Genomic DNA, 14,122 nt, shown 5'->3' on the forward strand with positions numbered 1-14,122 from the left:
CCATGGCGCTGGCCAAACGCATCATCCCTTGCCTGGACGTGGACAACGGCCGGGTCGTCAAAGGTGTGAAGTTCGAAAACATCCGCGACGCCGGTGACCCGGTGGAAATCGCCCGTCGTTACGACGAGCAGGGCGCCGACGAGATTACTTTTCTCGATATCACCGCCAGCGTCGATGGCCGTGACACCACGCTGCATACCGTCGAGCGCATGGCCAGCCAGGTGTTCATTCCGCTGACCGTTGGCGGCGGCGTGCGCACCGTGCAGGACATTCGCAATCTGCTCAATGCCGGCGCGGACAAGGTATCGATCAACACCGCTGCCGTATTCAACCCGGAGTTCGTCGGTGAAGCGGCGCAGCATTTCGGCTCGCAGTGCATCGTTGTCGCCATCGACGCGAAGAAGGTTTCTGGCCCGGGTGAAACCCCGCGCTGGGAGATCTTCACCCACGGCGGGCGCAAGCCAACCGGCCTCGACGCGGTCGAGTGGGCGAAGAAAATGGAAGGCCTCGGTGCCGGTGAGATCCTGCTGACCAGCATGGATCAGGACGGCATGAAAAACGGTTTCGACCTCGGCGTGACCCGCGCAATCAGTGATGCGCTGGGCATTCCGGTGATCGCTTCCGGCGGCGTCGGCAATCTGCAGCACTTGGCTGACGGCATTCTCGAGGGCCATGCCAGTGCGGTGCTGGCGGCGAGTATTTTCCACTTCGGCGAATACACCGTGCAGGAAGCCAAGGCCTATATGGCCCATCGCGGGATCGTGATGCGTTAAGCGTCAAGATCGATACAGGCCAGTGGACAGCATGGCGCACCCAAGGCACTCTTGGGCACGCCATGGATTCCGGTAGCCCGACATGATCAAACGCCTGCTTCTTGTTCTCGCCAGTGCATCGATGTTGCTCATCAACACCGCCCGCGCCGAAAACAGTCCCGACACCGATCTGGTGCTCCTCACCGAAAATTTCCCGCCGTATAACATGGCGAAAAACGGCAAGAACTTCGCCCAAGGCGAGAACATCAATGGCATCGCCACCGACATCGTGCGCGAAGTGTTCCAGCGTGCTGGCATCACTTACAGCCTGACCCTGCGCTTTCCTTGGGAGCGCGTCTACAAACTGGCTCTGGAAAATCCCGGTTATGGCGCCTTCGTGATGGCGCGTCTGCCGGACCGCGAAAAGCTCTTCAAATGGGTCGGCCCGATCGGTCCGGATGACTGGATCATGCTGGCCAAGGCTGACAGCAAGATCACCCTCGAAACCCTCAATGATGCGCGCAAGTACAAGATCGGTGCCTACAAGGGCGATGCGATTGCCGAGACACTGACCAAACAAGGTCTGAAGCCGATAGTAGTGCTGCGCGATCAGGACAACGCGAAGAAACTGGTCAATGGTCAGATCGACCTGTGGGCCACCGGTGATCCTGCCGGGCGCTATCTGGCGAGGCAGGACGGTGTCACCGGTCTCAAGACCGTGCTGCGCTTCAACAGTGCAGAACTGTATCTGGCGCTGAACAAGGACGTCTCCGACGAAGTGGTCGCCAAGCTTCAGGCTGCGCTGGATCAGTTGCGCAAAGAAGGCGTGGTGGACGAAATCATGGGGCGGTATCTATAACGACATCCAGGCCCGATGATGGCTGCTCTTTAGCGTTAGCGCCATCGGTGCCAGATATTGCCGGGGTGTCTGTCGTCAGCGGCGGACACGCGCTGGCGAGCTCAACGGACTCCGGCGGATATTGCGTCAGCAGAACGCTTGAATCATCGGTATAACCAAAGTCGACCGCCACTTGAGTACCGTCTTCCCGTACCAACTCGTAATGGCTTTGCATCTGATAAACCGCGACGGCTGTTTGCTTCGGCGCCATGGCAACAACCACTTGAGATCGTAGCTCGTTCCAACCGTTGGAAGACGTTTCGGTGCGGGTCAAACTTTTTGGCAGGCAGGCCGAGAATTTTGTCATGCGGATATCGCTGAGAGGCACGGTCGGCCAGGCTTTGACGATTTCCATGGCGGTAAAACTATGGAACATGCGCATTGTCACCGCGTTCTGCAGACGTGGTGCTGTCCATTTAACGGCCCGATGCTTGTCCGATTCATTGCGCTCGTGACCAATGAGCACATATTCGTCAGTTCTCTTCAGTTCGTAGTAAGGCGAATTGCGAAATTGTTCGCCGGGATGAGCATGATCTCGCACTGCGAACCAAGGCAGGCGGGCAATCTGGGTGACGGTGGCGGGTTCGTTCACTACGGGCTTCGTGTATCCGGTGAGGGTCGGAATTTGCGGCGATGCGCTGACTTGCAGCGGAATTTGCATGCGCAAGCCATACGCCGTCGAAGGTGCTGCAGGCTTGCTGTAGCCTTGGATGCCCACGAAGGTGCCGGGTGCAAAATGGATGTCGCCTGCGGCGGCAGTCGACGGTTCGATGCCAAAGGCGCTGAAACTGAGCTTGGCACCGCTGCCCTTGTCATTCCAGATCAGATCACCGACGTTCGCTGCTATGACCAGGTCGAGCCTGACGCAGCGCACCGAGTTCAACGAAGGTTTGCAGTGATCGTTGGAGCACACGAGTCCCAGAGCGACGTAACCGGCGGGTGCCAGAGGTCGCCAGATCGACATGCGAGTAACACCGGGCGCTCCGGTTTCTTTCCAGACCAGTTCAAAATCGGCAGGGCGGGCCAGTGCCTTTCCTTTAGTGCTTAAGGACCCTGCCATATCTTTCTCGCAGACTACGGCTGCGACCATTTCGCCATTGATATTGGCGTCGCCGGGAAAGAGCACGTCGCCCAGCGGAAAGTAGCCCGGCAATGCATCTGGAGCAGGAGTGGGGCGCCAGAATGTGGCGGGTTTGGCTTTTGAGCCGTTAGTGCTCCAGACCCGGTGAAACTCCGTGGTGAAGTTGATCAGCAGATTGTCCTGCATGATCGGTTCCATGGGCATGGGCATGGGCATGGGATGCGCTGCGGTGTTGTCTTCAATAGTCATGATGATTCCTGATAGTTGAAAGCGACGCGAGGGCGTCGCGACCTGTTGCAGGTCGCACTATCGGGAACAGGGACGGTTTCCGGGTGGTAACTATGTATGTGCTAGCGTCACAGGGTATTACCGATAAACCCCGTCTTTACCATGACTGGCCATGGCGCGATTGCTGCGCAGGCTGATCATCTGTTTGATATCGATCCAGTCGATTCCCTGGCCCTTCAACTTCGGCAGTTCGCGCTCCAGCACTGCCAGTGTCTGCGGATAGGGATGGCCGATCATCACCGCCGAACCCTGCTTGCGCGCCAGGCTGATCGCGGTCTGCAACTGCGTGGAGATCGCTGCCTCAGTGCGCTCGTCATCAAGAAACACGTCCCGCGAGACACTGGCCAGATCGATCTTCTGCGCCTGCTGCGCCGCCACGGTCTGGGCGCTGGTGCGGCTGTCGACGAAGAACTTGTGCCGGCGCTGCAGTTCGCCCATCAACCAGGCCATCGCCACCGGTTGCGCAGTCATGCGGCTGCCCATGTGGTTATTGATGCCGGCAGTGTAGGGGACCATTTTGAACGCGGCGTTGAGGCGTTTTTCCAGTTCTTCGATGGGCAGTTCGGGGTGCCAGGCATAGGGACCGGTGGCCGGGTCCATGGGCATGTGCAGGATAACGATCTTGCCGGCGCGATGGGCTTCGCGGGCAAACTCGGTGGCGTGCGGGGTGTCCGGCATGATCGCCGTGGTCACCGGGCCGGGCAGGGCCAGCACGCGGCGATCCCGGGGCAGGTTCTGCCCCAGGTCGTCGATGATCAATGTCAGATAGGCTTTGTGTGGCTTTGGGCTGGCGGGCTCTGCGTGAGCAGCACCCGCCAGACAGCACAACAGAACGAGGACGAAACGCAGCGACATCCTCAACGGCCGGACGTGATGCTCAGCCCTTTGAGCAGGCTCAGGGCCTGGGCCAATTGATAGTCATCATCCTGCGGCATGGCTTTGGGCTTGGCGCCGGAGCCGGTTGGTTTGTCCGCGCCGCCGTTGCCATTGCCCAGGTGACCTTGCAGGTCGGCTTCCTTGAAGTAATCGCCATCGGCCTCGTTGGTGATCTTGGCCTTGCGCACTTCGATGTCCGGAACGATGCCCTGCGCCTGAATCGAACGACCATTCGGCGTGAAGTACAGCGCGGTAGTGATCTTCAATGCACGGTCATTGTTCAGCGGCAGTACGGTTTGTACCGAGCCTTTGCCGAAACTGGTGGTGCCCATGACCACCGCGCGTTTCTGGTCCTGCAGGGCGCCGGCGACGATTTCCGAAGCCGAGGCACTGCCACCGTTGATCAGCACGACCATCGGCACGGCTTCACTTTCGTCTTTGCCGGTGGCCGAGAAACGCAGTTCGGAATTGGCGATGCGGCCTTTGGTGTAAACGATCAGACCTTTGGTGATGAAATGGTCGACCACTTCCACCGCCGCCTGCAACACGCCACCCGGGTTGTTGCGCAGGTCGAGGATGATGCCGTTGAGCTTCTTGCCGTTGTCCTTGCGCAACTTGGCCAGGGCCTTGGAGACCTCTTCGCCGGTCTTGACCTGGAACTGGGTGATGCGGATGTACGCGTAGCCGGTTTCCAGCAGCTGCGCCTTGACGCTCTTCACCTGAATCACCGCGCGCGCCAGGGTCACGTCGAACGGCGTACCGCCGTCGCGTACCAGGGTCAGGGTGATTTTCTGGCCGATCTTGCCGCGCATTTTGTCGACGGCTTCGGTCATGGTCTGGCCGCGCGTCGGCTGGCCGTTGATCTTGACGATGAAGTCGCCGGCCTGAATGCCGGCCTTCGACGCCGGGGTGTCATCGATTGGCGAGACGACTTTGATGAAACCGTCTTCGGCGCCGACTTCGATGCCCAGGCCGCCGAACTCACCGCTGGTGCTTTCCTGCAGCTCGGTGAAGTCTTCCGGGCCAAGATAAGCCGAGTGCGGATCAAGGTTGCTGAGCATGCCCTTGATCGCGTTTTCCAGCAGGGTCTTGTCGTCCACCGGCTCGACGTAAGCGGCTTTGATCCGGTCCATGACCTCGGCAAAGGTGCGCAATTCTTCCAGCGGCAACGGTGCCTTGGAAGTCGCGGCAGTGCCTGCCGGAGCGACGGCCGGGGCCGGTTGAGCGGCGAACGCCAGAGGCGCGCCGATCACCAGGGCGATCGTCAGGGCCAGCGAGGTAAGGCGGGACAAATGCAGCATGTCGAACGAACTCCTGAATTAGGCGGCACGCTTATCCTTGCGCGCGGCACCATTGTGCTGGATCACTCGGGTGACCCTGCTGACGAATTGCGAAATACAGCGCTGATGTGTCCTGGCCGCCACTGTTACCGACAGTGGAGATGGACTCACCGGCTTTAACCACGTCACCGGCCGACTTGAGCAGTGTCTGGTTGTGACCGTAAAGACTCAGAAAACCGTTGCCGTGGTCGAGGATCACCAGCAGCCCGGCGCCGCGCAGCCAGTCGGCGAACACCACGCGACCACCGTGTACGGCATGCACCTGGCTGCCGGCGGAGGCGCTGATCATTACGCCGTCCCACTTGGTGCGGGCGTCGTCGCCACGGGATTCGCCGAAGCGTGCCAACAATCGACCATCAACCGGCCAAGGAAGTTTTCCCCGGGTTGCAGCAAAAGGGCCACCGAAGGTCTCGCCGCTGCTGGAGACCAGCGCGCCGGGAGTGGATCTGGCGGGTTTTCGTGGGGCGTCGCTGTTTTCAGCCTGCGCCTCACGCAAACGCTTTTTTTCCGCTTCCTGCTGGGCGATCAGCGCTTTCTGCCGCGCTTCTTCTGCCTCACGGGCCTGGCGGGCCAGGGTTTCTTCAATGGTTTTAAGGACTTTAGACAGGTCTGCCTGATCCTGCTCGCGGGCGGCGAGTTTCTGGTCGCGGGCCTTCACGTCATCGTTAAGCTTGGCGAGCACTTGCTGGCGTTCCTTGCGGACATTTTCCAGTTCGTCGCGCTGGGTATCGAGGCTGCTTTTCTGTACCAGCAATTGCGCCTGTTGGGCGGCAATGTCTTTTTCGACATTGGCCAGTTGGCGCAGGGTTTCGTTGAAGTTCTTCAGCTGTTCCAGGCGGGCCTGGCTCAGGTAATCGTAATAGGTGAGGGTGCGGGCGAATTTCTCGGGATTCTGCTGGTTGAGCAGCAGCTTGAGGTATTCCTGCCGACCGTTCTGATAGGCCGCGCGGGCCTGAATGGCGATCAGTCGCTGCTGTTCAGTGCGCGCGCTCTGGAGTTTTTTTTTCTCTGCATCGAGCCGCTGCAGCTCGGATTCGCTTTTCTGCAGTTCTTTCTGCAGCGCGTCGACCTGCTTCTGCAGCTTGCCCAGCTCGGTTTCAGTGCCCTTGAGCTCTTTCTGCACGCCGGACTTTTCTTCCTGGACTTTGCTCAGCAGCTTTTTCAGCTCGGCAATGTCCTGACGCGTGGCGTCCAACTGTTGTTGGGTTTGCGCGCGCTCGTCAGCGAAGGCCGGTTGGAGCAGGCAGGTCAGAGCGAGGGCGATCAGGACGCGGAGCATAGAGGCGGGCGGCACCAGGGTAATGGACGGCCTAGTATGCCCGCCCGAGGCTGCAAAAAAAACGCCCAATTGGGGCTGTGTGATAACTGGCCTGAAAAACACCACAAACCAATGTAGGAGTGAGCCTGCTCGCGAAAGCAGTGTGTCAGGCGACATCACTGTCGACTGATCCACCGTATTCGCGAGCAAGCTCGCTCCCACAAGGTTAGGTGTGGTTTACACCAGAATCGAAGTGCCAGTCATTTCCGCCGGTTTTTCCAGGCCCAGCAGCTTCAGCATGGTTGGTGCCACGTCCGCCAGCACGCCGCCTTCACGGACCTTGAGGTCGCGCTTGCCGACGTAAATGAACGGTACCGGCTCGGTGGTGTGTGCGGTGTGCGCCTGGCCGGTGGATTCATCGGCCATTTGCTCGACGTTGCCGTGGTCAGCGGTGATCAGCGCTTCGCCGCCAACCTTCTCCAGCGCTTCGACAATGCGCCCGACGCAGGTATCAAGGCATTCCACAGCCTTCACTGCCGCGTCGAACACGCCGCTATGGCCAACCATGTCGCCGTTGGCGTAGTTGACCACGATCACGTCGTAACGCTGGTTTTCGATGGCTTCGACGATGCGGTCGGTCACCTCAGGCGCGCTCATTTCCGGCTGTAGGTCGTAGGTGGCGACTTTCGGCGACGGGATCAGGATGCGCTCTTCGCCCGGGAACGGTTCTTCACGACCGCCGGAGAAGAAGAAGGTCACGTGGGCGTATTTTTCGGTTTCAGCGATGCGCAGCTGGGTTTTGCCGTTTTTCGCCAGATAGTCGCCGAGGACGTTTTCCAGGCTGCCCGGGGCGAACGCCGAGGGTGCAGGGATGCTCGCTGCGTATTGGGTCAACATCACAAAACCGGCCAGTTTCGGCTGGCGCGCGCGTTCGAAATCCTTGAAGTCGTCTTCGACGAACACGCGAGTCAGCTCGCGGGCGCGGTCGGCGCGGAAGTTCATGAACACCACGGCGTCGCCGTCTTCGACTTTCACCGGCTCACCGATGGTCGTGGCTTTGACGAATTCGTCGCTCTCGCCGCGCGCATAAGCGGCGTCCAGACCTTCCTGCGCAGTGGCGGCGTGGAATTCGCTGTTGCCGTCGACGATCAGGTTGTAGGCCTGAGCCACACGGTCCCAGCGGTTGTCACGGTCCATGGCGAAGTAGCGGCCGATGATGCTGGCGATGCGGCCCTTGCCCAGTGCCTGGAAGGTCGCATCGAGTAGTTCGATGGACGACGCAGCGCTTTTCGGTGGGGTGTCGCGACCGTCAAGGAAAGCGTGCAGGTAGATTTTTTCGGCGCCGCGCTTGAAGGCCAGTTCGGCCATGGCGATCAGGTGATCCTGGTGGCTGTGCACGCCGCCATCGGAGAGCAGGCCCATGAAGTGCACGGCTTTGCCGGCGGCCACGGCTTTGTCCACAGCGGCGCAGATGGTCGGGTTCTCGAAGAACTCGCCGTCGCGGATCGCTTTGGTCACGCGGGTAAAGTCCTGATACACCACGCGGCCGGCGCCAAGGTTCATGTGGCCGACTTCGGAGTTGCCCATCTGGCCGTCCGGCAGGCCGACGTCCATGCCGCTGCCCGAGATCAAGCCGTTGGGCACGGTAGCCCACAGGCGATCCAGAACAGGCTTCTTCGCCGCAAAAACGGCGTTGGATTCGGGGCTGTCGCTGTGACCGAAGCCGTCGAGAATCATCAGGACCAAAGGTTTAGGCGTGGTAGTCATGGAATCCACTCGTGGCTAATAAAGAAGAGGGCGATGGAAAAGGGAGTTGGAGTTTAAAGCTAAGTTCCGACCGCGTCACCGCCGGACGGGGTTTGGCCGACCATAGTGGCTGTGTATACTGGCCGACATTTTAACGCCCTGGAACCTCCTTCGATGGTTGCTCACCTGATTGAATTTGCCACTAACCACTACATTCTTGTCGGTATCTTCGTCGTACTGCTGGCTCTGCTGCTGGCGCACACGATGCAGGGCGGCGGTAAAAGCCTGAGCACCGGCGAGCTGACCGCGTTGGTCAACAAAGACGCAGGCGTGGTGGTGGACATCCGTCCGGCCAAGGATTTTGCTGCCGGCCACATCGTTGGCGCGGTGAACATTCCCCAGGACAAACTGGCTGCGCGTATCGGCGAGCTGGAAAAACACAAGGCCAAGACCATCATTCTGGTCGACGCGTTGGGCCAGACCGCTGGCACCCACGCCCGCGAGCTGATGAAATCCGGCTTCACCGCCGCCAAGCTGTCCGGCGGGATCTCCAGCTGGAAAGGCGACAACCTGCCGTTGGTGAAGTGATATGAGCGAAGTCATCGTCTACTCCAGCGATTACTGCCCTTATTGCTCGCGAGCCAAATACCTGCTCGAGAACAAAGGCGTGGCCTTCAAAGAGATCAAGGTCGATGGCAAGCCGCAAGTGCGCGCTGAAATGACCCAGAAAGCCGGACGTACGTCCGTGCCGCAGATCTGGATCGGCAGCAAGCACATCGGCGGTTGTGACGATTTGTATGCCCTGGAGCGCGCCGGCAAGCTCGACGCGCTGCTCAAGGCCTGAACGGCTGCACCCACGTACAGCACTCCCTAAAAGACCCAAGATCGATAAGGATCTGAGATGACTGACCAACAGAACACTGCAGCCAGCGAAGAAGAAACCGCACCGCAATTCTCCTTGCAGCGCATCTACGTACGCGACCTGTCCTTCGAAGCCCCGAAAAGCCCGGCGATCTTCCGCCAGCAGTGGGATCCGGCGGTCGCTCTGGATCTGAACACTCGTCAGAAAGCACTGGAAGGTGATTTCTACGAAGTCGTGCTGACCCTGTCCGTCACCGTGAAAAACGGTGAAGAAGTCGCCTTCATCGCTGAAGTGCAACAGGCCGGTATCTTCCTGATCAAGAACCTGGACGCGGCTTCGATGAGCCACACCCTGGGTGCGTTCTGCCCGAACATCCTGTTCCCGTACGCGCGCGAAACCCTGGACAGCCTGGTGACCCGTGGTTCGTTCCCGGCCCTGATGCTGGCCCCGGTGAACTTCGACGCCCTGTACGCGCAAGAGCTGCAGCGCATGCAGGAAAGCGGCGAGACGCCAACCGTTCAGTAAGACGGTTCAGCAACACCCCATGTGGGAGCGAGCCTGCTCGCGATAGCGGTCTGTCAGACACATCAATGTTGCCTGACACTCCGTAATCGTGAGCAGGCCCGCTCCCACATTTGTTTTGTGGTGTTACTTGAAGTCGTTCTGGCGCCAGGCTTCGTACACGGCCACCGCTACGGTGTTGGACAGGTTCAGGCTGCGGCAGCCTTCGCGCATCGGCAGGCGCAGGCGCTGTTCCGGCGGCAGCGCGTCGAGCACTTCCGGCGGCAGGCCACGGCTTTCCGGGCCGAAGATGAACGCATCGCCAGGAACGAACGCGGCATCATGAAACGGTCGCGAACCCTTGGTGGTGAACGCAAACAGTCTTGGGTTGCCCAGGCTTTCCAGGCAACTGGCGAGGTCCGCGTGACGTTGCAGCGTGGCATATTCGTGGTAATCGAGACCGGCACGGCGCAGGCGCTTGTCGTCCATCTCGAAGCCCAGCGGTTCGATCAAATGCAGGTGGCAGCCGCTGTTGGCGCACAGCCTGATAACGTTGCCGGTATTCGGCGGAATTTCTGGTTGAAAAAGGATGACGTGAAACATGCACGGCTCCGAAGGTAAAGATGAGCGGCATTCTACGCCGCCTGTGGACAACCGTTCGAAACTATTCCCGCGCGTCATCGGTTCGCTGGCGATTGTCGGCTTGATGATCGGCTTGATGATCGGCCGCCTGACCACGCCGGACCCGAGCATATTGCAGCAGGTTGAAATGACCGATGGCGGTTTGGTGGTGTGGTTCAACAACGAACCCAAACTGCACGGCGAAATCATCGATGGCACCGTGGCGTTGCTGTTTCAGGCCGAAGGCCGGGCGCAGAAGGGCCAGTTCAAACTCAACGGCAGGGATGTGAACTGGCGTACACGCATGAGCGATGGCGGGTTGTTGTTGACCATACTGGCAGCGCGGCCGTTGCAGGGTAATTGGGTCGGCAGTGAGGTCGATGACCGCTGGCGGCTGGAGATCCGTTTGCAAACGAACTGATCGTAATCCCGCCGTCCTTCTCAAGTACTCCTACGCTTCTTGACGTCGTTTCCCACTACGACTGTCTGCCTTTCCACTCTCCTTGAATACTGGCGCACGCTATCGTGCGCTCCTCTTTTAGACCGGCAGGATGCCGAAAGCCTTCGTCCCTGGCACGACAGTCAGGGCGACTTTTTCAAGGATGAAAAACATGCCAGTAAAACCACCTACCGGTGGCAGCACCCACGTCAAAGTAGATGCTTCTACCAGCCCGACTCGACCGGCCGACGTGGACATTCCGCTCCCTGGCTTATTGAGTCGCAGCGGTTTTGATTCAGGCACCTCTCGCGATGATTCGCAGCCGCGAGCCGGGGCGTCCAGGGCCGTTGAGGCAGATGCCACTCGTGCAACGCCGTCGATCATTGTTCACGCGGCCCCTGTTGAAGCTCGTTTGCTTGCGCCTCAACCGACGCTGGACGATTACGTAATCAATGCCCGGTCGTTACTTCCTGAAACCAACGGCGAAGGCTTAAGGGTTTTTAACAATCGTACCTACGCTGAGGTGGCCGATGGCGCTTTCGTTCTTGTCGCCGTAGATCCGGTGACTGGATTGCATCGTGCCCGACGGCCAAGTGAGCTGCTCCCAGGTCCGGTGATGCTGCGTAATGTCGATAACGGTCTTTGGTACCAGCGTACGCTCGTAAAGCCAACCACCCGAGCGCAGGTCCAAAGATACCTTCCGGAAACGACGGACCTGGACGCTGATGCCTTCATCGCCCGGTTTGGCGACAAGGATGTGGCAGAGGTGGAGCTGAAGCGTATCGAGCGTGGGCTCTCTGAGCTGGAGAGGACGAGCTTTAGTGTCAGTGAGGAAATGGCGAGCAAGCTACGCAGACTTTACATGTGGCAGGGCGAACCCAGTGAGCGCGTCTATCACGAAGGCCGACTAGTGGGTTTCAAGATGGATATCGAGCTTGGGGCTCGGCAATACGGTTTTCCTGTCTCAACAAAATTCAACGCTGTTGTCGCCCTTACTCTGAGAGTGGGTGGAGATCTAAACTCGTATCGTTTATCTGCGCAGTTTCCCAACATTGAAAGTCTGACGGTGGTTGGCTGGCCACCCATTCTCCCTAACGGTAATCCTTTTCGGACTGCCTTGAGGCACAACATTGAGCGAGGTTTCGTTGAAGAATTGGCAATGCTTCCCCCTTTACGCGAGCTGCATCTGCAAAACTGCAATTTGCCAGCCGAGTTCTCGCTGACAGGCATGACTGACCTGCGAGCTCTGACACTTGGCAACATTCAGGGGGTGGCGGATCTGAATGCCGTAGTGAATGGCCTGCCAGGGCGGTTGAGCTTGCAGGTTCTCGACCTGCACCAGAATCCGTCCTTGAAAGTGGCACCTGACGTGACGGGGATGACTCAGTTGCGCGTATTGGATCTGACGCAGACCGGTATAGAACAGCTCCCGCTCGGGCTTGATGCTGATAACGGGCCGTTAGGATTGGAAGTATTGAAGCTCGGCAACAATCCGCTTTCTGTCATGCCTTCACTAAAAGTCAGGACTGCGCTGCAGGAGCTGCACCTTCCCAACACCGGTTTAGACCGGTTTCCGGAGGGCGTCACGTCCGAAATTCCCGGAAAAATGCTGAATCTTTCGAACAACCGTATTGCATCGATCCCTGAGTCCGTTGAAATCAGAGCGGGCTTTAATCTCTTTGGCAATCCCATAACAGATCTGGCGACTCTCCGGCGGCTGAGGGACGCGCGGATAAAAACAGGCACTGACGTTTGGCTGGGAGAGCCAAGTACTGATCGCTCGCCAAATGCCTGGTTACGACATTCGCCGCTAGAGGAACTCGCTGAAAATTTGAAGCTCTGGGACAGTGTTGACGTTGACGCATATTGGTTCGTGGCGAGGAGAATCGTCTGGGATCTGGCGCGTGCACCCGAGTTTCACATTGAGCGGCCGCTTTTGCAGCAACGAGTCTGGCGGTTTTTCGAGCACTACCGTAAGGCTGAGCCTGGCGTTCAGGTCAGGCTGAGGGGCATTCAGGATGATGTAATCAGTCCCTTGAACAAGCTGGAAAGGCTGGAGGCAGAAGCAGGGCTGTCAAGCGAATCACTGCCGGCGGGCCTGGTGCTGCGCAGTGATACCGGCAGCGACGTTGGGCCCTTGCTCGATGCCGCTGCGCTTACCACCCGAGCGCAGGTCCGAAAATACTTGCCGCAAGTGTCTGATCAACAAGCAGATCACTTTCGCCTGCACTTCGGTGACAAGGATGCGGCAGAGGTGGAGCTTAAACGACTCCAGCTTGGACTTGCTCAACTGGACCAGGACCTCAGCTCTGGGGTCTACGGAAGTGAGTTGGGTTCCACGTTGCGCCGTCTGTACACGTGGCAAGGGGAGCCTGACGAGCTGGTCTTTCACGATAAGCGGCCGGTGGGTTTCAAGCTGTCTTCGAATCTTTCGATATGGCCAAGCCATCGGCCACTCTCAACACCATTCAACGCCATCGTTTCCCTTGAGCTAAGGGGGACAAGCGTGCCTCTTCCGGAAGGTTTTTTTTCAGCTTTCCCCAATCTTGAAAGTCTGAGGGTGGTTAATGGACGTGCATTGTTTTCTGATAATCGCGGGCTGCGGCTCACCGAGGGTCCAGCCAGTGTTGATGAATTGGCAAGGCGTGCGCGATTACGAGAGTTGACGCTGCAAAGGACCAACCTGTCGCCTGATTTTTCGGTGGCCGGCATGACCGGGTTGCGTGTATTGGAGCTGGAGCAAACGGGAATACATCATCTCTCTGGGCTTAATGCTGACAACGGGCCGTTGCGACTGGAAGTATTGAAACTCGGCGATAATCCGCTCTCTGTTGTGCCTTCAGTCAAGGGAATGGCTGCTCTGCAGGAACTGGATCTTTCCAACACAGGGTTAGACAGATTTCCGGAGGGCATCACGTCCGAGATTCCCGCAAAAGTGTTGAATCTGGCGAACAACCGTATTGCATCGATCCCCGAATCTTGTGAGATCAGAGCGGGCCTCAATCTCATGGGCAATCCCATAACGGATCGGGCGTCCTTTCGGCGGCTGATAGAGGCACGCAAAAAAACAGGCACCGACTTTTGGCTGGGACCAGTCAGCAATGATCGGTCGGAAAACCTTTGGTTGCAAAGCGTGCATGAAGATGTAGGTAAAAAAAGGAAACTGTGGAACACGGTCGGTGAACTCGACCCTGACGTTAGAATCAGGATTCGGAACCTGAGTGCGACACCGGAATTCCACGCCGAGCGTCCGCTTCTGGAGCGTCGCGTCTGGTGGTTTCTCAGGGATTACAGCGATGCCGACATTAGCGGGCGGTTACGGCTCAACGATATTTTGCTCAATGAACGCAGCCCCGGAAAAATGCTGGACAGGCTGGAAGCCGACATACGCGAAAATGATCCAAAGCGGCAAAACCCGCCCCAGCATCATTTGCCCAAGCGTCCGAGGCTTGATTGACTC

The 14,122-nt window shown here is 58.7% G+C and carries 13 protein-coding genes; 7 read left to right on the top strand and 6 right to left on the bottom strand.

Features of this window, described 5'->3' with window-relative positions; all coding sequences use genetic code 11:
• The first annotated feature begins 2 nt into the window (after positions 1 to 2).
• Positions 3 to 773 carry an imidazole glycerol phosphate synthase subunit HisF gene (gene hisF / locus HU754_RS02750; RefSeq protein WP_007897430.1) on the top strand — a complete coding sequence of 257 codons (771 nt, stop codon included), beginning with the start codon at positions 3 to 5 and terminating at the stop codon, positions 771 to 773.
• Between the two features lie 82 nt (positions 774 to 855).
• Positions 856 to 1,611, top strand: coding sequence for a substrate-binding periplasmic protein (locus HU754_RS02755; protein ID WP_093430032.1), 756 nt, complete (start codon positions 856 to 858; stop codon positions 1,609 to 1,611).
• Here the strand turns inward: HU754_RS02755 and HU754_RS02760 are convergent.
• The 5 genes from HU754_RS02760 to gpmI form a co-directional block, all read right to left on the bottom strand.
• Entirely contained in the window at positions 1,592 to 2,980 is a 1,389-nt protein-coding gene (locus tag HU754_RS02760) for a Vps62-related protein (RefSeq protein ID WP_186620706.1), read from the bottom strand. The genes HU754_RS02755 and HU754_RS02760 overlap by 20 nt on opposite strands.
• A gap of 117 nt (positions 2,981 to 3,097) precedes the next feature.
• Positions 3,098 to 3,874 carry a divergent polysaccharide deacetylase family protein gene (locus tag HU754_RS02765; protein WP_186620705.1) on the bottom strand — a complete coding sequence of 259 codons (777 nt, stop codon included), beginning with the start codon at positions 3,872 to 3,874 and terminating at the stop codon, positions 3,098 to 3,100.
• A 2-nt stretch (positions 3,875 to 3,876) separates the two neighbouring features.
• Entirely contained in the window at positions 3,877 to 5,196 is a 1,320-nt protein-coding gene (locus tag HU754_RS02770; RefSeq protein ID WP_053116593.1) for a S41 family peptidase, read from the bottom strand.
• Positions 5,197 to 5,227: 31 nt separating this feature from the next.
• The gene (locus HU754_RS02775) at positions 5,228 to 6,514 is read right to left on the bottom strand and encodes a murein hydrolase activator EnvC family protein (protein ID WP_038359965.1); all 1,287 of its coding nucleotides are present in this window, start codon (positions 6,512 to 6,514) and stop codon (positions 5,228 to 5,230) included.
• A gap of 216 nt (positions 6,515 to 6,730) precedes the next feature.
• Complete coding sequence (gene gpmI, locus HU754_RS02780) at positions 6,731 to 8,260, bottom strand: 2,3-bisphosphoglycerate-independent phosphoglycerate mutase (protein WP_186620704.1); 1,530 nt, start codon at positions 8,258 to 8,260, stop codon at positions 6,731 to 6,733.
• A 153-nt stretch (positions 8,261 to 8,413) separates the two neighbouring features.
• Here gpmI and HU754_RS02785 point away from each other — a divergent pair, with 153 nt between their 5' ends.
• Genes HU754_RS02785 through secB form a run of 3 tightly spaced genes read left to right on the top strand, consistent with a single transcriptional unit; the run spans position 8,414 to position 9,626 of the window.
• Complete coding sequence (locus tag HU754_RS02785) at positions 8,414 to 8,827, top strand: rhodanese-like domain-containing protein (RefSeq protein WP_083367280.1); 414 nt, start codon at positions 8,414 to 8,416, stop codon at positions 8,825 to 8,827.
• A 1-nt stretch (position 8,828) separates the two neighbouring features.
• Complete coding sequence (grxC, locus tag HU754_RS02790; protein WP_038359971.1) at positions 8,829 to 9,083, top strand: glutaredoxin 3; 255 nt, start codon at positions 8,829 to 8,831, stop codon at positions 9,081 to 9,083.
• Positions 9,084 to 9,140: 57 nt separating this feature from the next.
• Entirely contained in the window at positions 9,141 to 9,626 is a 486-nt protein-coding gene (gene secB / locus HU754_RS02795; protein WP_007909233.1) for a protein-export chaperone SecB, read from the top strand.
• A gap of 123 nt (positions 9,627 to 9,749) precedes the next feature.
• Here secB and HU754_RS02800 read toward each other — a convergent pair whose 3' ends face one another.
• Positions 9,750 to 10,205, bottom strand: a complete 456-nt coding sequence (locus HU754_RS02800) for a tRNA (cytidine(34)-2'-O)-methyltransferase (RefSeq protein ID WP_007909235.1) — start codon at positions 10,203 to 10,205, stop codon at positions 9,750 to 9,752.
• On the opposite strand from HU754_RS02800, the gene HU754_RS02805 reads away from it, so the two are divergent.
• Positions 10,204 to 10,644 (top strand): hypothetical protein, encoded by a 441-nt coding sequence (locus HU754_RS02805; RefSeq protein ID WP_093430037.1) that lies wholly within the window; start codon positions 10,204 to 10,206, stop codon positions 10,642 to 10,644. The genes HU754_RS02800 and HU754_RS02805 overlap by 2 nt on opposite strands.
• A 190-nt stretch (positions 10,645 to 10,834) precedes the next feature.
• Positions 10,835 to 14,119 carry a leucine-rich repeat domain-containing protein gene (locus tag HU754_RS02810; RefSeq protein WP_186620703.1) on the top strand — a complete coding sequence of 1,095 codons (3,285 nt, stop codon included), beginning with the start codon at positions 10,835 to 10,837 and terminating at the stop codon, positions 14,117 to 14,119.
• Positions 14,120 to 14,122: the final 3 nt, after the last annotated feature.

The sequence above is a fragment of the Pseudomonas zeae genome (assembly GCF_014268485.2).
GTDB classification, from domain to species: Bacteria; Pseudomonadota; Gammaproteobacteria; order Pseudomonadales; family Pseudomonadaceae; genus Aquipseudomonas; species Aquipseudomonas neuropathica.